A 17,704-nucleotide genomic window follows, 5' to 3' on the forward strand; every position below is an offset into this window, starting at 1 on the left:
CATTGCACAATATTGCGGTTTCTTTCTTAGAAGACTTGAGAGAATCAAAGCGCCTGAGTACCCTTAAAGAAAGCGGGAATACGTCGCTTACTTGATCAAAGAGACACGCCATGAACAAAATCAGCCAGGAATCTGTTTTCGATAGTTTGGATAAATCCAACGCTCAACTGATGGCTGAACATAATGTAAATCAACATTTGAAAGTAGCGTATTGGGCAAACACCCTTGATCGTGTCACTTATAATGCGGATCAAGTTCACACTCTAAGCTTTTATCTGGAAGGTGGTGAAGGCTCGAAACGAGTCGATCTTGATCGGGGCAATGGGCATTCCGGAAGCCTCTGCCTTTTACCTCAATACCACCATTCAATTTGGGAAATTACTTCACCTTTTAAGTTCGCGCACCTTTACTTCAGTGATGATTCCATCAAGCAATTTGCCAGCACCACACTGGACATTGAACCTCGCTTGATAGAAATTCCAGAACTGACCTTTCATAATGACCAACAACTGGTCACCTTGGCTCGACAGCTGTTCTTAACCTCGGACGCCTCGTCGCTCAGCTACCAACAAAGCACTCTAGAGATCTTTCGCTATTTACTCTCTGACACACAGTATTGTCTGAACAAGCATCTGAAATTAACTGGCGGGTTAAGTCCAGCGGCTTTGAACCGGGTAAAGGATTATATCCATCAACATTTTGACCAAAGCATCTCCATTGCCGATCTCTCTGCACAGGCGAACCTCAGCGACTTCCATCTGTTGCGGATGTTCAAGCAATCCACAGGCTTTACGCCGAACGACTACCTCAATCATGTGCGAGTCAACGCAGCCAAAGAAGGCGTGATTTCTGGTAAAGCGTTAAGTGATCTGGCTCAGGAATGCGGTTTCAGTAATCAAAGCCACATGAATCGCACCTTCAAGAAATGGGTTGGCATGACACCAGGGCAGTTCCGAAAAGATAACCAAAGTTAGTACCTCTCTCTGAACATTTGAAACAATTTGCAAAACACCAACGTAAAAAATATTAAACACTTTTCTTAATTGGGTGTTACACTGAATTCATCTGCGTGGGGGACTTCTGACATGTCTCGCTCGAATAATAAGGAAAGCAAATGAGTTCTCAAAAACAACACTGGCTGAAAGAATTACCTGAGGCGTTCATCAACTATCGAAACGATCGCACCATTTATGAAGTTGAGTGCATTGTTCCGGATCTCGCCGGAATGTCCCGTGGTAAGGCCATGCCGATCCAGAAGTTCAGCCCGAATCATGAAACCTATCTTCCCATCTCTATTTTTTATCAAACCATCACCGGCGAAGACGTAGAACTCGATATCGAAGACCAATGGGCCGAGAGTGACATCGTGCTCAAGCCCGACATGACAACGGCCAAAGCCGTACCTTGGGCCAAAGAAGCAACCCTGCAGGTAATTCACGATCTCTTTTATCGCAATGGCAAGCCAGTAGAAATGGCACCACGAAATGTCTTAAAACATATTGTCGAACTCTATCGTCAACAAGGCTGGAAACCCGTAGTGGCTCCTGAACTTGAGTTCTATCTGATCAACCCGAACCTCGATGCCAACGAACCCATTCAACCACCGATTGGCCGCACCGGAAGACAAGGTGCGGGTCGTCAGTCCTACTCCATGTCAGCCGTTGATGAGTACGGTTCGGTCATTGATACCATTTACGATTACGCCGAAGACGCCGGCTTGAATATTGATACCGTGATTCAAGAAGATGGCGCTGGCCAGGTAGAAATCAACCTCACTCACGGTGACCCGGTAGATTTGGCCGATCAGGTCTTTTTCTTTAAGCGAATCATTAAAGAAGCGGCACTGAATCATGGCATGTTTGCTACTTTCATGGCGAAGCCGATGAAGGAACAACCCGGCTCGGCCATGCACGTTCACCAGAGCGTAGTGAATATCGAAACAGGCAAGAATATTTTCAGTGATGACCAAGGGGAAGCCACCGAAACCTTCTTACACTTCATTGGCGGCAGCCAGAAATACATGCCGTTGGTGATGCCGCTGATCGCGCCTTATGTGAACAGTTATCGTCGGTTCGAATCCGACACCAATTCCAGTGCACCGACCAATGTCGAATGGGGTTACGATAACCGAGCTACTGGCTTACGTGTTCCAGTCTCTGGAGCTCAAGACCGCCGCTTGGAAAACCGAGTCATTGGTGTCGACTGCAACCCGTATCTGGCAATAGCCGCCAGTTTGGCCTGTGGCTATCTCGGCATGTTAGAGAAAGCTCAACCCAGCGAACCCATCACCGGCGAGCTGGAAGAAAGTGATTACACCATTCCGATGACGCTTGATCACGCCTTAAATCTGTTCCAGAACACACCGGCTATTCGAGACGTGTTAGGTGAATCCTTTTCTATGGTATACGAAGAAGTGAAACTGGCCGAAGTACGTCAATTCCATCGTGAAATTTCACCGTGGGAACGAGAACACTTACTGCTGAATGTTTAATGTTTAATGTTTAATGTTTAATGTTTAATAGCGAGTGCAAATAACCTATCCGACTAAGTCCGCACCTGATGTTTTTTGTTTATCATCAGGTGTAGCGACTGGTTTCAAACATAGATCGATGGCCTTCCAGTTCTTCAATCAAGAATCTCCGCAACGTTTGAATTCTCGCCGTTTTACGAAGATCCACATGGTTCAGCACCCATACGCCCCAAGTCGAAGGGGCTTGAGCAAAGGGCAATTGTTGGATCAATTGATCCGGCGTTTCCCGACCTGCCCGCATCAATAACTCCGGGTAATAACACGCGATTCGAGCAACCCCCATGCCGGAACGAATGGCCGAGTACATGCTGGCTAGGTCATCCACCCACATCACAATTTCACTGTTAGGGAACAAGCTTTCTGCCCATTCTGGCGTTTCCAGTTCATCTTCCCAAACGATGATGGGCACCACATAGTCAGGATCGTTCAGACGATCAAGATCGAAGTCTTTCGACGCATAAATGCCATGTTGCATCCGACATACTTTTTTCCCGACCAACACCTCTGGCGGATTCGCCGTTTTGCGCACCGAAATATCGGCTTCACGAGTCACCATATTCAACAAAGTATCGGTGACTTTCATATTGATTTTAATACCAGGATATTGCGTTCGAAACCGGGATAAAGGGTCGGCCAACAAGCATTCATAGATATCGTGCGACATAGTGAGGTTAATTACCCCTTCGAGCCGTTGATCCTGCCCTAACAGGGTACGAGACATACTCAGACTCAGTGTTTCCATCTCCAATGCCTGCTCATAAATGGCATCGGCTGACGCTGTCATCACATAACCATCTCGTTGACGATCAAATAAACGCACACCGTGTTTTTCTTCAAACGCTTGAATCCGGCGGGAAACGGTCGAGTGATTCACACCGAGAGTTTTGGCCGCTGACGATACGCTGCCTTTACGAGCCACCGCCAAGAAGTACCGAATGTCGTCCCAATTATTCATCAACTCTTCCTACTTGATGTGCATTTATGCACAACTGTAACGCATTTTTTGAGAATTTATTATCAAAAAAACCTCTCTTACACTTCAGTCATCCTAATCACATACAGAAGAGACACGCTTATGAAACTTTCATTCACACACCTAGCCGCCCTTGCTGTTCCTATATTGGTATCTGCCAGTTTCATACACGCCAATACCACAGTGACTAAAGATCACCAAGTAACATCGACGAAACTGCTCAGCGCTAATTTCGATGCGCGTGACGTGGTGAAGATTGAAGCAGGAAGCTTCCACTTCTTACCAGGGCAAATAGCACCACTTCATACTCATCAAGCCCCCGCCATTGGATACGTGGCTAAAGGCGCTATTCTGTATCAGGTGGAGGGAGAGAAACCGCAGTTGTTGAATGAAGGCGACGCCTTCTTTGAACCGGTTGGGCCTAAAATTCTGCGATTCGATAATGCGTCAGCCACAGAAAAAGCGGTATTTATTGATTTCAACTTTCAACAAAAGGACGAGCCTTTTATTGTTTTTAATGAACCGCTGAAAGAAGCGATCGACCGACGTGCTATGCCGACCGTCAGTTTGACCAATCATGAACTTGCAGGACAGAGCATTAATGAAGTCAATGTGTTTCAAACTGAGTTAATCCCCAACGCTCAGCAAGAGCTCAAACCATCTTTCCCTGTCATGGGCTACGTGACCAAAGGCAGCATCAAACTGCGACGCCCAGGTAAAGTGATTGATCGATTCATTGCGGGGGAAAGTTACCATATTCCAGCCAACCAAAAGGTCACGCTTTACAGCGCGTCTGTGGATATCCCTGCAGAAGTCATTTCGTTCGAAATGAACCGTTAGCATTGAATCAACCACGAGGGCACCACGAAAGAGTGCCTAGAGTTGAAACTTCTTCCGGTAATCGGTTGGGCCTATGCCCACTCGGGTTTTAAACAAGCGCCGGAAGGAGTTGCTGTCTTCGTAACCAATCTGATAGGTAATTTGCTCAAAATTGGTTTTAGTGGTTTCCAACAAGTGCTTCGCTTGTTCGATACGTAAACTCTGTAAGTATTGATTGGGCGTATCGCCCGTGGCGCTTTTAAAGCGTCGGATAAAATTTCTCACCCCAAAATTAAACTGAGTCGCCACTTCATCGAAGAGAATGTCACTCTGATAGTTTTCTTCTAACCAATCCTGAACGTGTAAGATTTCCTGGTCTTCATGATTACGCTTGAAGTTGTACTGCACATAAGGCGTTTGGGTTCGACGGCTGGTATCCACCAACAGTTTTCGAGAACACTCAGACGCCAATTCCGGCGAACCAAAACAACGAATCAAGTAGATCAGCAGATCGATGGCTGAAGACGCCCCGCCTGAACAAAAAACACCGTTATCATCCGTCACCGTGTAATCATCTTTGATTTTGGCCTGTGGATAACGACGCTGGAACTGCTTCAGGAACATCCAGTGGGTGGTCGCTTGTCGGCCATCGAGAAGACCCGCTTCCGCAACCACAAAAGCGCCGGTACAAATCGACGCAACTTGTGCCCCACCATTAGCCATGACTTTTAACCAGTCACTGATGGGCTGAAGCGTATGCAATACCGGCATAATATTAAACATGAAGCCAGGTACGATGATTAAGTCAGTGCTTTCAATGTCTGACAACGCTTTCATCGGCGCTAATGAAACACCTCCCGTACAAGATACTGGCAAACCATCCACAGACGCCGTCTCTATGTGAAATAACTGAGTCGATTGAGATTGCTTATTTCGACGCTTATTAAACCAATCCATGGTATTGGCACTGTCGAACATTTCGAGAGTGGTGGTGATGCTGCTCGACGAGGAGTACGGAGCCATAATAACAGTGATATGAATCGGTGCTGTACGAGAACACTGGTGAGCGTGCCGAGAGGAATCGTTTACAAAGTCCATTCTTGCGTTCATGGCATATTTCACTTTTCACATGAATTAAGTCAATTACGACCTTACCAGAAAAAGAACAGAATGAATAACATGTCATCAAATCGCTAGAGAACGTTCAGAGCACGACCTATGGCAGCATACAGTAAGCTATCACTAACAGCGTTGTTTATTACCAGCTCGATCATCTGGATCAGCGGTAATGGTATTTTGCCACTACTGCCAGTCTATGCAGGATCACTAGGCGCCAGTAACTTTGAGATCGGTCTTTACCTGGCTTTTTCATATGCATGTCTGGCTATTGGTGCAGTGATCACCGCGAAGTCGATTCACTCCCAGCACGCAGCCAAACAAATTATGGTGATCAGCGGTGCTTTAGCTGTACCTATCACCTTCTGTGTCGGACAAGCGCATTCTCTCTTTGAATTGATGGCATTTACCTCTCTGATCTGGATGTTGGGGGGCGCGGGCTTCAGCGCCTTAAACAGCCTCGTTAGTGGATTCACAGCTGCACAACATCGTGGAAAAATCATGGGAGCATTGGCCATTACCAGTCCATTAGGGTCGGTGATTGGCGGGGGGATTTCAGGGCCTATCGTTGATATCTGGGGTTTCGATGCGCTGTTCTTAACATTGGCACTGATTAATCTGCTTTGGCCAGTCTGCGCAATGTTCGTCAAGACATCACAACCAACAGTGCTGGATTTTGACATTACCAGCAGTAGTCAAAAGACAACCCTTCTACGTTGGTCAAAACACGCATTACATCTTAACCATTTAAGTTGGAAAAAACGGCTGATCCTCGCGACATCGTTTTCCTATATGGCGTATTACGTCGCATTGTTAGCGACCTCCATTACTATGAAAGACGCGGGCTTTTCGGCCACAGACATCTCCAGTACGGCCATTGTTGGGGGGCTGGCAGCGATTCCTTTTATCTACAGCATCTCGCATGCCTCGGATGCCCTGGGACGAAAAGCGCTATGGGTGTTTTGTAATCTGGTCGGAGCCGTCGCGCTGTTATTACTGTCCATGGCTGAAACGCTTTTAACCTTCTGGGCCGTTGCGTTCATGATCCGCTGTCTTTCCTCTGGTAGCCGCAGCATTGGCAGCGCCTGGGTGGCAGACTTGTATGATCACACGGCTCAACCGAATAACTTATCCACAGCGCAATCTGACACAGCTAACCCAGACATAGCTAATCCAGATATAACAAAAGCGACATCAAATCAGAAAAGAACAGGCTTACTCGGCACAGAAGAAAAAGCACTGGCCTTGATCAGCGCTACGCCGTGGCTAGGTGGGATTCTGGGTTACCTGATGTATGGCAGCGCCAGTCTGGTCTTTAGCTCATCACACGTATTAATGGTAGCAGCGGTGGTTCCGCTGCTGTCCATCGGTTTGGTCTTCCCCATTGGATTCTCGCCTTTAGCAAGCGCGAATCCTTTAACCAAAGCAAGTTAGCACAACCCCATAGAACGATAAAAAGATGAAACAATAACGAGGTGCATCATGACTCAAATACAAGACAGCGCAACTCAAGAGAGCTTACAAAAAACGGATACGCGCTCAAAAACACGGAAGAAGCTATTTACTCATGTTGTAGAAAGCAAAGACGCCGATGAAACACTGCTCAGAGACATGTGGCGTATGCGCTTGAAGCTGCTGACGCTGAGCATTCCAGAGGAAGAAGACTACGCCATCTTCAAAGACTACTGCACGCGTCCCGACACCTTCTTGTTCACCTTCCGAGGTGAAGACAATGAAGTGGGTGCTTTCTTTACCTTCTCGTTTCATCCGGTAAATAAAGACGGTCACAAAGCGCTGATGATTCACTCTAAGTATTATTATGTGGATCGACCGTATCGTGGCCACCCTAAGATTACCTCTGCCGCCTGGCCGATGATGCCAAAATTCCTGTGGCGTTATGGTTTCCGTCGCATTTACTTTGCAGCGTTCACCTTCCCGACCAGTTTTGTGTCTCTAAGCCGAACCTTCGGACGTGTTTACACCATTCAGGGTGATCTTGCCAAAGACTGGGAAAAAGACATGTTGGAAGATCTCGCTTCTAAACTGAATGGTAAAAACTGGGATACCAAAGAAAAAGTGATCTGCAATATGAGCGTGCCGCAAGGCGAAGAAAAAGCGGCCTCACGCGGCGTCACAAAATTAAGAGAAGAATACGAAACCTATAATCCGAATTGGCAGGACGGAAAATCACTCCCGATTATGATGCGCTTTGATTTAGCCACTATGAAAAGTGTCATTGGCACCAGCCTAAGGAGGAATAAGCGTAAAAAGCAATAATTCAATTAGTGTTAGAACGACCAGGAGCCTCTAAAAAATATCAAACGGTTTGAGGCTCTCTGGTTTATTTTTTCTTATCTTCTTTCAGCTAAAAATGACTGTCTTCTTTCTAAGACTGTACACTCATCCAATACGCCGTAAACACCAAGCCACTGATCACCACAGAATAAGCGGACAACAATAAACGCCAATGCCAATCGACATGACGTAATTCCATAAAGTGATCCACCACCAATTGCCCTTTAGCAATTAATAACCCCAAGGCCACCAGCGCCCCGACCACGCCAGAATGCCCGGCGCTGCCGATGGCCGCAGCAATCAAGGTTGCCACCATCAGAAACAACCACACGTAAGTGACTTTCTTTACCTGAGATACTTTTTCAAGATCAGACATAGCTTCTCTCCTGAACCCTCGTTAATGCAGCACATACACCAGTGGAAACAGAATAATCCACAACAAATCAATCATGTGCCAGTAAGAGGCACCGCTCTCTACCACGGCAATACTCTCATCTTCAATGCCCTTCTCTTGATCCCCCCGATAAGCCCCTTGGCGCACTTTGAACGAGATAATCGCCAACACCACCATACCTAATAACACATGCGCAAAGTGAAAGAAGGTCAGAAAGAAATAGAACATATAAAAGGTATTCGTGTGGATACTAAAACCCGCGTCGAGCGTTTCAGAATACTCCCACAGTTTGACCACCACATAGACAGCGCCACACACCAAGGCCCAATTGAGCCACCGCGAGCAGCTTTGATCCTTCCCGTTGTGAATCTCCATCACTGCCCGAACCACAAAATAGCTGCTGGTTATCAAGGCCAAGGTATTGATCACACCCGCTGTACGATTGAGGTGTTGAAAACCTTCTTCAAACATTTCCAAATTGTTCAGACGAACAAAGGCATAGGCTACAAAGAAAATGGAAAAGACCGCCAATTCGGCCAGGATAAAAAACCAGATGGCTAAATCACCCGGTAGCGGTTTACTTGTCTTTGATAACGACTCACCTTGCTGAGTTTTAGGTGTCGCTTGGGAAGAGGTATACGTCATAAGCCATCCCGAAAGAAGATCGAGATTCAATAATAGCCACTGGTGATTTTTTGCTTATGACTGAAATCAATACCTGACTATTTAAATCAGGTATTTTTCATAGGTAGTTTTAATAATTGCTTCTGATAAGTGCTTTTAATAGATACCGTTGATAGAAAGTAACCGCTCTAATTGAGCGCTCTTAAAATGCGCTTTTTCTTGAATCCTTGGATGACCTGATTATTCACAATCATCAAGGGCACACCGCTACCACCGAGTTGATTGTATTGCTCTTCACCAACGGCCGATTCTTCAATGTCGTACTCATAATACGCAACGCCCTGCTCTTCAAATAATGCTCGTGCCTTAGCACAGTAACCACACCAAGAGGTTGCATAAAGAACCACAGGTTCGGTGTGACGTTGAGCAAAGTCCGCGGCCATAAGCTCCACTTCTGATGGCAACGGGGGATTAAGATAGGCATCAATGGCATCGCGTTTTTGATAAGCAAACAGCCCGATCAGGATCACGGCCAAAATGATTTTACTGCTCATAAGTATCCTTTCGAAAAAATTTAGTATTCCTTTACAGCGCAAGGGATCATACCACAGAGTGTGTTGAAGGCTATCTAAAGCAAAAGTCATACGTCTCCTAACCTCCTCTAAATAAAACACAAACACATTTGCAAATGATTATCATTTATATAGAATTCCTACTATCTAGATTTAAATGCAACGGTCACAGGAACGGAGAAATAGAGAAATGACAGACATTCTTTTGGTTTTTGGTACAGACACAGGCAATACCGAAGAAGCGGCGGAGAAAATTCAGGAACGCTTCTCAGAAGCTGGCCATTTTGTAGAACTGATGAATGTTACAGACTGTTCTGTTGACCGTATCAACGAAGCTGATGTCTGCATTTTCGGGATTCCGACATGGGATTTCGGAGGTATCCAAGGCGATTGGGAAGATTTTGAAGAAGAGCTGGAACGTGCTGATTTGAAAGGCAAGCTGATTGCCCTGTATGGCTTGGGAGATCAATTTGGTTACGGTGATTATTTCATTGATTCCGTGGGCTGGTTACATGAAATCATTGAACCGATGGGCGCATCCATTAAAGGGTATTGGCCAACCGAAGGCTACGACTTCACAGACAGCCGAGCATTAAGCGACTGCAAAACCTATTTTTACGGTCTGGCCATCGATGAAGATCAGCAATTCGAGTTATCGAATGATCGAATCCAAAACTGGGTTGAGCAATTGTTAGAAGAATTCCAACTGCAAGAGGCCGCATAAATGTGCAATAAGATTACGAAAGTCGCAGAACAAAATCGTTATCAATGGGTGGGGATTTGCAGTCATGGCTCGGCCCATATTTTCTGGCGAACCACCCACATCTGCCTTCCCTATGAACAGCTAGAAGCTGTCATGAATCAAGCGGCTTCGAAGCAATTAGCCGTGGAAGTGTACGACGATAACTATTTGCTTTGGTTAAATCAGGTAGCAGTAAAGCTAGACGACAACGATTACCAAGAGATTCAAAGCTTGTTGGCTCAAGCAGCTTCAGCATGCGGGAGTTCGTCGAACAAAGCTGCTGAACCAACATCAACCACAAAAGCTATATCACGAACGAATGCATTGTCTGGGGAAAAAGTCGTTCTGCACTAACAGTCTCTCTGGAATATCGACTAGTCGGTGAATTCATTATTCAGGGAACGCCTTATCCATTATTTTCCCGCTCAAGATCAGATTGGATAAGGCCCTATGAAACAGTATTTCCTTTGCAAAATTTCAACACCTGAACTCACCTTCAGAACCGTTCTTTCCGCCCACCAGCTAGATAATCAAGAATCAACACTCCAAGGTTTTTCATTACCCGAAGAATCGAATATTACAATTCTAGAGCGAGTAGGCGCTGCCCGTTTCCTGAAAACATCCTTACTGAGGCTGGTTCCCTAAATGGCAATGAATCTCGTGTTTTGGTTGATCATCGGTATTTTAGTCAGCCAGCTTACATTGCTTTTGATGGAAATGAATTAAGCCTCAGCTCCACTTTTGTCTTGGCGACACATAACTCTGAATCGCAGACAACAAGTCTTGAGGGTTATCGGTATGAATCAACATATCCGCGTAATCCAGCTTCAGAAAACCCGACGTTGTCATGGTACTGATCATATCTTTCAAAGGCTCGTAATAACCATTGGTATTGTAGAAAGCGCAAGGTTTCGTGTGATAGCCCAGTTGTGCCCAAGTCCAGGCTTCAAATATCTCTTCCAACGTTCCTGCTCCGCCCGGTAAGGCCACAAACGCATCGGCCAAACGTGCCATTTCTGCTTTGCGCTCGTGCATATCAGCGACCACTTTAAGCTCGGTCAATGACGGATGAGCAATCTCTTTCTCTTGAAGAGCTTCTGGAATCACACCATAGACATTACCACCCGCGTCTAAACACGCTTGGGCAACGGTTCCCATCAAACCAACGTTACCGCCACCATAGACTACGTCTATGCCCTGTTCACCAAAAAAGCAGCCTAACTCAGCCGTTGCCTGCGCATACACAGGATCAACACCCATACTCGAACCACAAAAAACAGCAATTTTCATCCAATACAACCACGCATTTCATGTTTAACTTATTAAGGAACCTCTGAATAAGTCCATCCAAAATTTCGGAATGGCTCACGACCATCCTATCGTAATTCATTATCCAGAGGCGATTAATCACAAATTTCGAGCACAAAAAAAGGCGAGCCATTCGACTCACCTTTTTCTATCACTTCAAGCAATTAAAGAACTTGGATGTTCTCAGCTTGAGGGCCTTTTTGACCTTGAGTGATAGTGAATTCTACTTGTTGGCCTTCAGCTAGAGTTTTGAAGCCCGAACCAACGATTGCACTGAAGTGTGCGAAAACGTCTGGACCAGACTCTTGTTGAATGAAACCAAAACCTTTAGATTCGTTGAACCACTTAACGGTTCCTTTAACAGTATCCGACATAATAAATATCCGAGTTGTGTTGATTTGTTCACCCTTAATGGGCCTTTGTTGCATGGAAATTTAGAATTGTACTTAAATACTGCAAACCGAAGTGTTCAAGAACACCGAGATGAGATTTAAAACATTAGACTTTCTTTCTTGCCGCTCTCACCCTATAGAGTTTTATATTGCTTGTCTACCAGTATTTTACTTTTATTTTAGGAACACTCTGTCCTATCAAATAAAGTCATCAAAACTCTTGAATAATGGGGTTCAACGTTTTCCAAATATGCTCCATGATCATAGGCTGGGCCTTAGCCGTGGGATGCAAACCATCGCTCTGAATCAGTGCCTTTTTTACCGAATCTTTTTGGTCTTTTTGTGTCTCAACTAAGATGGGTTCAAGCATGAAAGGTATAAAGTGCGTGTTATATTCTTCAGCTAACTGAAGATAAACATTGTGGAACATTTGGGTGTATCTTCGACCGTAATTGGTTGGAATACGCATCCCCAGCAATAGGACTTCGATATTCTGGTCGTTGGCGGTCTGGATTATTCCCGCCAGGTTGTTTTTCATTTCACTAATGGACAAACCTCGCAGACCATCATTCGCACCGAGTTCAAGTACCAATAGCGAGGGTTGATGCGTTTTCAGAAGAGAATCCACTTGAGACAAACCTTCAACAGAGGTCTGTCCACTGATGCTGACATTCTTAAGAATAAAGTTTGGGTGATTGTCTGAGAGTCTTTGTTCCAACAACACCGGCCAACTTTGCTCAACTTCAATGCCATACCCCGCACTGAGGCTGTCACCTAGAATTAAGATACGCTTGCCTTGAGCCAAAGTGATTGAACTAAACAGTGAAAAAACAAGTATAACTAAGAAATAAACATTACGTTTCATAAAGCCACGCATTTGGATTGAACGAACTATGGTTGTGATCAAAGCAGAAAACCTCAGTAAAACCGTCTCATTAGGACGCCAGACATTAACCATCTTATCAGGGCTAAATCTGGAGGTGAATTCAGGTGAGACACTGGCAATCATCGGACGTTCCGGTTCAGGTAAATCAACACTGCTCAGTTTGCTGGCAGGGTTGGATTCAGCCACAGGCGGATTAATCTCTCTAAACGGTAACGAGCTCACGCTGTTGGATGAAGATGGTCGTGCAGCCGTTCGCAATCAACATGTCGGCTTTATCTTCCAGTCCTTTCAATTACTCCCTCACCTGACTGCCTTAGACAATGTGATGTTACCGTTAGAACTTTCAGGCGACAAAGACGCGGAAGAAAAAGCACGTCATTGGTTAACCGAAGTGGGGCTAGGTAACCGTCTTGGTCATCAACCCAATCAGCTGTCCGGCGGCGAACAACAACGCGTAGCCATTGCCCGAGCCTTCGTGACGCACCCTGAAATTCTGTTTGCCGATGAACCCACTGGCAATCTCGATCCAAACACAGGCCAAACCATCACCGAACTATTGTTCCGGCTCAATCAGCAACAAGGCACAACCTTAGTGTTGGTAACGCACGATCATGAACTGGCGCAACTCTGTCAACGTCAAGTATCGCTTGAAGAAGGCCATCTAATAGAACTGTCGCAACCGGAGGCCACTTATTCATGAGTACCGCCTCTACTAACCACGAGCGACTGAGTTCCAAACAAGCTTCGCCTTCGTGGTATATTTTTCGTCTTGCAGCAAAACACTGGCGACGGGATTTCAACAGCGCCGAAATGCGCCTCTTATTAATCGCCACATTGGTCGCTGCGTTAAGTATGACGATGATCACTACCTTTACGGATCGGCTGACTCGTACCATGGCGTATCGCGCCAGTGAGTTGATCGCTGGGGATTTAACCCTACGCAGTCAAAACCCGATCGCTCAGGCCTATATTGATGAAGCCTTGAATCGTAAGTTCCAGCACTCGCCATCCTTATCGTTCTCAACCATGGCCTTTGCCAACGACACCTTACAACTTTCCCAAATCCGCGCAGTATCAGATAACTATCCATTGAAGGGTAAGATCACGTTAACGGATAAAGCCTTTCAACCAGGTTATACCGTTCAGAAAGCGCCAGACTTAGGCCAGGTATGGGTCGAACAACGCGTGATGCAGGCGCTCAGTTTGCAGGTAGGTGATTCTGTTGAAATCGGCGATGCGCTGTTTACTGTGGATAAAATTCTGGTGCAGGACGCTGACCGCAGCGGTAATTTTTACAGCCCATTCGGTTCGATTCTGATGCGATTGGAAGATGTAGAGAAAACCGGAGTGATAGGCCCAGGCAGCCGACTTTCTCATAAACACTATTTCCGAGCGTCTACTAATATCGAACGATCTCTTAGTACCGAACACTCTATTAACAGCGAGCAATCTACAAAGCAAAACAGTGATGAGCAAGCGCAAAACGATGTTGAACAAGCACAAGCGGTCGAAGCCTTTGCGCAATGGCTAACACCACAGCTCACCGAACACGAGAAACTTGCCGGAGCCATCAGTTCAGAAACCAGCATGGGCACAGCCGTTCAAAGAGCCCAACAATACTTGAGCCTTGCCAGCCTAGTGGCAGTCTTACTCGCTGGCGTTGCCATCGCTATGGCCAGCCAGCGCTTCAGTGAACGTCATTATCAAACCGCTGCGTTGCTGCGTTCTCTTGGCGCGCAACAATCACAGATCACGCGAATTTTCTTCAGTAAGATAGCCATCACCGGACTGGTAGCCGTGTCTATTGGCGCAGCGTTAGGCTTCGGCGCACATTACATTCTGTTTGAACTGATGCGATCACTGATTCCCAGCGACATTCTTCCTGCCCGTTGGCAACCGGTATTGATCAGTATGAGCGCTGGCATCATCGTACTCATGGCGTTTTCGATGGCGCCTATCCAACAACTGAAACGAGTATCTCCGGTTCGAGTACTGCGTAGAGAGCTCAACCCCAGCCCTATTCGCTTGAACGTGTTCTACCTGATTGCCATTGTTTGTATGGGCGGGCTTGCGTATCTACTCACAAATCACCTAACGCTGACTTTGATCTTTGTGGTTGGCTTGATCTTAATGGCGTTGTTATTCGGAAGTGTGTCGGCGGGAATTTTATTAGGACTGCATAAGATCAATCATCGACTGCCGAAGAAACTTCAAATCGGCTTTAATCAACTTTATCGCCATCGATACTATGCCATTTCACAGCTGGGTGCATTTGCCTTCATCTTTACCGCGATCACCTTGATTCTGGTCGTCAGAACGGATCTCTTTTCCCGCTGGCAAGCGTCGATTCCAGCAGATACACCCAACCATTTCGCCATTAATATCCTGCCTGAGAAGATAAACCGCTTTGATCAATTTCTCAGCGACGCCGGTGTCGAAGGCAGTGTCTCTTACCCGATTGTTCGAGGTCGTCTGATTGAAATTAATCAACAGCCCGTAGAAAAGGCGGTCTCGAAAGAAGATAAGCCAGGTGCGATTCGTCGTGAATTGAATCTGACTTGGAGTGATCAGCTAGGCGATGATGTGTCTTTGGTTGAAGGCCAATGGTGGCCTGAGCTCAATCTGGCATCAGACCAAGCCTCTGACAAGACGTCGACAAGCAAGACCTCGACAAACAAGGTCTCAGTCGAAAGCGAGTTGGCAACCAAACTGGGCATTCAACTGGGTGATACACTAACGTTCAAAGTCGCAGGCCGTAGTTTTGATGCCAATGTCAGCAGCATTCGAAAGGTGAAATGGGATAACTTCAAACCGAATTTTTACATGGTGTTTCCACCCGGCACTATGGATCACCTCCATCACACCTATCTGAAAAGCTTTTATCTCGATCCGAGCGACCATTCTACTTTGATTGAACTCAGCCGAAGCTTCAAAGCCGTCAGCTTGATTCCGGTCGAACAAATCATTCAGCAAGTCCGAGATATTCTTGAACAAACCACAGTGGCCGTAGAATACATCCTGATTCTTGTGTTGGCCGCTGGGTTAGTCCTGCTGTTTGCAACGCTGCAAAGTACCCTCTCCATCCGACGCCATGAAGCCGCTATCTACCGAACGCTTGGCGCGTCCGGTAGCTACATCAATCAATTAGTGATTTTCGAGTATCTATGGCTGGCACTTTTAGCCGGCGGGCTTGCTGTGCTCGCCACCGAAGGACTGACCTTTGTGCTCTACCAGCAAGTGTTTGACGCCGATTGGTTAGCTCACGCTTGGCTGTGGATAACCACACCTACGGCCGCCATTCTGGTCATCGTGCTCTCAGGTTGGTTCGGCAGTCGCCCGGTAATTCAGGCGTCGCCTAATCGCTTATTACGGGAAGTGGGCTAAGCCCTTCCTTTGCTTTCGTAATCTCACGTGGACAAGAGGAATAACTAAGTGTTTTAGGAAGAAACCTAGTTTTCCTCTCGTCTTGTTCTAGTATCTAAAGTAACAAATGTACCTACCCTCACTTTGTTAATGACGATATGGATCAAAACGAACTTTCTTCACACACGTCTAATAATTCACCTCAACTTGCACGGAAAATCGGCTTTCCCTTACTCACCTTTTATGGCATCGGAACCATTCTGGGAGCGGGTATTTACGTGCTGGTCGGCAAGGTAGCTGCCGTATCAGGATTACTCGCCCCCTTAGCTTTTTTAATTGCAGGTCTGGTCGCTTGGGTCACGGCTATGAGCTATTGCCAATTAGTGATGAACTACCCAAAAAGTGCCGGTGAAGCTCATTATGTGGAAGAAGGGTTTGGGATTCCCAAGCTCACAACCTTGGTCGGGTATTTAGTCATTTTTACGGGAATTGTCTCTGCGGCTACTCTGGCTCATGGCTTTGTTGGCTACTTAACCGCCTTCATCGATATTTCGCCCATTCTCGCCATCGTGATCATCATTGTATTTATGGGGGTGATGGCCTTATGGGGCATTGCCGAATCCCTGTGGCTAGCAGCCATCATCACCGTTGTTGAAATAACGGGATTATTACTTGTAATTGTATTTGGCGGGCATTATCTCGGTGAACTGCCCAATCGCATCAATGAAGTGTTTGTTCAAGATGCTCAAACCGAAATCGCGCTCCTTATGAGCGGCGCCTTTATCGCCTTCTATGCCTTCATCGGTTTTGAAGACATGGTGAACGTTGCCGAAGAAGTGAAAGAGCCCTCTCGTATCATGCCGAAAGCCATCATTACAGCGGTTATTTTGTCGACATTACTCTATTTCTTTATTACCGCCATTACAGTACTCGGTTTGCCAATGGAACAATTGGAATCTTCTGGAGCGCCCCTAAAAGAGCTACTCAGCCAAGAAAACGAGCAAGCAAGTCAATGGGTGGGGCTGATCAGTTTGTTTGCCATCGTCAACGGCGTGCTCACGCAAATTATTATGGCCTCTCGGGTACTCTATGGCATGGCAATGCAAGAGCGAGCCCCCGAAATATTTAGTTTTGTGGAAGAGAACACCCGAACACCTTGGATCGCGACCCTCACAATTACCACAGTCATTTTGATTTTTGCACTTTGGCTCCCGATTGTTAGCCTCGCTAAAACCACTACCTTTATTATTCTAATCATCTTTGTGTTGGTTAATTTGACACTTTGGAGACTTAAGCGAACTAACCGAATCAACACTAAAAATAATCTCCCAAGCTGGCCATTACTCGGTGTTTTATTAAGTTTAGGGTTACTGCTTTATCAGGTGATACAACTTCTATTTTGAATTTAAGAACGCAAAGGAGAAATGGATATGGAAACACTTACTCAATTTCTTGGCTGGGCCACGCTGATAAATTACGTCATTCTTTGTTTATGGTTTGCGCTCTTTGCCTATGCAAAGGACTGGCTCTATAACCTACATTCCAATTGGTTCGACATTTCAAAAAAGCACTTTGAAATGTTTCATTATTCCGGCATGGCTGTGTACAAAATGTTCATCATATTCTTTACGATGATCCCCTTCTGTATCCTACTCTTTATGATGTAATCCCCATCCTTGGAGATATTGAG

At 46.0% G+C, this 17,704-nt stretch carries 19 protein-coding genes; 11 read left to right on the forward strand and 8 right to left on the reverse strand.

Annotated elements, in window-relative coordinates; all coding sequences use genetic code 11:
* The first annotated feature begins 110 nt into the window (after nt 1–110).
* Both ACFOEK_RS04965 and ACFOEK_RS04970 read left to right on the forward strand, forming a co-directional pair.
* Entirely contained in the window at nt 111–974 is an 864-nt protein-coding gene (locus ACFOEK_RS04965) for a helix-turn-helix domain-containing protein (RefSeq protein ID WP_386717048.1), read from the forward strand.
* A gap of 140 nt (nt 975–1,114) precedes the next feature.
* On the forward strand, nt 1,115–2,491 hold the full coding sequence (locus ACFOEK_RS04970; protein ID WP_386717051.1) for a glutamine synthetase family protein: 1,377 nt from the start codon (nt 1,115–1,117) through the stop codon (nt 2,489–2,491).
* An 85-nt stretch (nt 2,492–2,576) separates the two neighbouring features.
* On the opposite strand, the gene ACFOEK_RS04975 is transcribed toward ACFOEK_RS04970, so the two are convergent.
* The gene (locus tag ACFOEK_RS04975) at nt 2,577–3,485 is read right to left on the reverse strand and encodes a LysR family transcriptional regulator (protein WP_386717054.1); all 909 of its coding nucleotides are present in this window, start codon (nt 3,483–3,485) and stop codon (nt 2,577–2,579) included.
* Between the two features lie 120 nt (nt 3,486–3,605).
* On the opposite strand from ACFOEK_RS04975, the gene ACFOEK_RS04980 reads away from it, so the two are divergent.
* Nucleotides 3,606–4,343 (forward strand): cupin domain-containing protein, encoded by a 738-nt coding sequence (locus ACFOEK_RS04980; RefSeq protein WP_386717057.1) that lies wholly within the window; start codon nt 3,606–3,608, stop codon nt 4,341–4,343.
* A gap of 36 nt (nt 4,344–4,379) precedes the next feature.
* Here the strand turns inward: ACFOEK_RS04980 and ACFOEK_RS04985 are convergent, their stop codons facing one another.
* Complete coding sequence (locus ACFOEK_RS04985) at nt 4,380–5,432, reverse strand: GlxA family transcriptional regulator (RefSeq protein ID WP_386717060.1); 1,053 nt, start codon at nt 5,430–5,432, stop codon at nt 4,380–4,382.
* Nucleotides 5,433–5,540: 108 nt separating this feature from the next.
* Here ACFOEK_RS04985 and ACFOEK_RS04990 point away from each other — a divergent pair, with 108 nt between their 5' ends.
* Nucleotides 5,541–6,872 carry an MFS transporter gene (locus ACFOEK_RS04990; RefSeq protein WP_386717063.1) on the forward strand — a complete coding sequence of 444 codons (1,332 nt, stop codon included), beginning with the start codon at nt 5,541–5,543 and terminating at the stop codon, nt 6,870–6,872.
* Between the two features lie 48 nt (nt 6,873–6,920).
* Complete coding sequence (locus ACFOEK_RS04995; RefSeq protein WP_386717066.1) at nt 6,921–7,715, forward strand: hypothetical protein; 795 nt, start codon at nt 6,921–6,923, stop codon at nt 7,713–7,715.
* A gap of 109 nt (nt 7,716–7,824) precedes the next feature.
* Here the strand turns inward: ACFOEK_RS04995 and ACFOEK_RS05000 are convergent, their stop codons facing one another.
* The 3 genes from ACFOEK_RS05000 to ACFOEK_RS05010 all read right to left on the reverse strand — a co-directional run bounded on the left by ACFOEK_RS05000 (nt 7,825) and on the right by ACFOEK_RS05010 (nt 9,305).
* The gene (locus tag ACFOEK_RS05000; protein ID WP_386717069.1) at nt 7,825–8,109 is read right to left on the reverse strand and encodes a cytochrome C oxidase subunit IV family protein; all 285 of its coding nucleotides are present in this window, start codon (nt 8,107–8,109) and stop codon (nt 7,825–7,827) included.
* Nucleotides 8,110–8,130: 21 nt separating this feature from the next.
* Nucleotides 8,131–8,772, reverse strand: a complete 642-nt coding sequence (locus tag ACFOEK_RS05005; protein WP_386717072.1) for a cytochrome c oxidase subunit 3 — start codon at nt 8,770–8,772, stop codon at nt 8,131–8,133.
* 167 nt (nt 8,773–8,939) lie between these two features.
* Nucleotides 8,940–9,305: a glutaredoxin family protein gene (locus ACFOEK_RS05010; protein ID WP_386717075.1), complete on the reverse strand. Its 366-nt coding sequence runs from the start codon at nt 9,303–9,305 to the stop codon at nt 8,940–8,942.
* Between the two features lie 208 nt (nt 9,306–9,513).
* On the opposite strand from ACFOEK_RS05010, the gene ACFOEK_RS05015 reads away from it, so the two are divergent.
* Complete coding sequence (locus ACFOEK_RS05015; protein ID WP_386717078.1) at nt 9,514–10,047, forward strand: flavodoxin; 534 nt, start codon at nt 9,514–9,516, stop codon at nt 10,045–10,047.
* Nucleotides 10,048–10,419, forward strand: coding sequence for a hypothetical protein (locus ACFOEK_RS05020; protein WP_386717081.1), 372 nt, complete (start codon nt 10,048–10,050; stop codon nt 10,417–10,419).
* Nucleotides 10,420–10,794: 375 nt separating this feature from the next.
* On the opposite strand, the gene ACFOEK_RS05025 is transcribed toward ACFOEK_RS05020, so the two are convergent.
* From ACFOEK_RS05025 to ACFOEK_RS05035, 3 genes are all read right to left on the reverse strand, one after another.
* Nucleotides 10,795–11,355 (reverse strand): LOG family protein, encoded by a 561-nt coding sequence (locus tag ACFOEK_RS05025; RefSeq protein ID WP_386717084.1) that lies wholly within the window; start codon nt 11,353–11,355, stop codon nt 10,795–10,797.
* A 182-nt stretch (nt 11,356–11,537) separates the two neighbouring features.
* Nucleotides 11,538–11,747, reverse strand: coding sequence for a cold-shock protein (locus tag ACFOEK_RS05030; protein WP_386717087.1), 210 nt, complete (start codon nt 11,745–11,747; stop codon nt 11,538–11,540).
* A 229-nt stretch (nt 11,748–11,976) separates the two neighbouring features.
* Complete coding sequence (locus ACFOEK_RS05035) at nt 11,977–12,672, reverse strand: arylesterase (protein ID WP_386717090.1); 696 nt, start codon at nt 12,670–12,672, stop codon at nt 11,977–11,979.
* Between ACFOEK_RS05035 and ACFOEK_RS05040 the strand changes: the two genes are divergently transcribed.
* The 4 genes from ACFOEK_RS05040 (at nt 12,659) to ACFOEK_RS05055 (ending at nt 17,681) form a co-directional block, all read left to right on the forward strand.
* Nucleotides 12,659–13,351 carry an ABC transporter ATP-binding protein gene (locus ACFOEK_RS05040; protein ID WP_386717093.1) on the forward strand — a complete coding sequence of 231 codons (693 nt, stop codon included), beginning with the start codon at nt 12,659–12,661 and terminating at the stop codon, nt 13,349–13,351. The genes ACFOEK_RS05035 and ACFOEK_RS05040 overlap by 14 nt on opposite strands.
* A complete protein-coding gene (locus tag ACFOEK_RS05045) occupies nt 13,348–16,035 on the forward strand; it encodes an ABC transporter permease (protein WP_386717096.1) in 2,688 nt (895 codons plus the stop codon). The genes ACFOEK_RS05040 and ACFOEK_RS05045 overlap by 4 nt, the downstream gene beginning before the upstream one ends.
* Before the next feature lie 137 nt (nt 16,036–16,172).
* Nucleotides 16,173–17,417, forward strand: coding sequence for an APC family permease (locus ACFOEK_RS05050; protein ID WP_386717099.1), 1,245 nt, complete (start codon nt 16,173–16,175; stop codon nt 17,415–17,417).
* A gap of 27 nt (nt 17,418–17,444) precedes the next feature.
* Entirely contained in the window at nt 17,445–17,681 is a 237-nt protein-coding gene (locus ACFOEK_RS05055) for a DUF6868 family protein (RefSeq protein ID WP_386717102.1), read from the forward strand.
* Nucleotides 17,682–17,704 lie beyond the last annotated feature (23 nt).

The sequence above is a fragment of the Litoribrevibacter euphylliae genome (genome assembly GCF_042646085.1).
Lineage (GTDB): Bacteria > Pseudomonadota > Gammaproteobacteria > Pseudomonadales > Litoribrevibacteraceae > Litoribrevibacter > Litoribrevibacter euphylliae.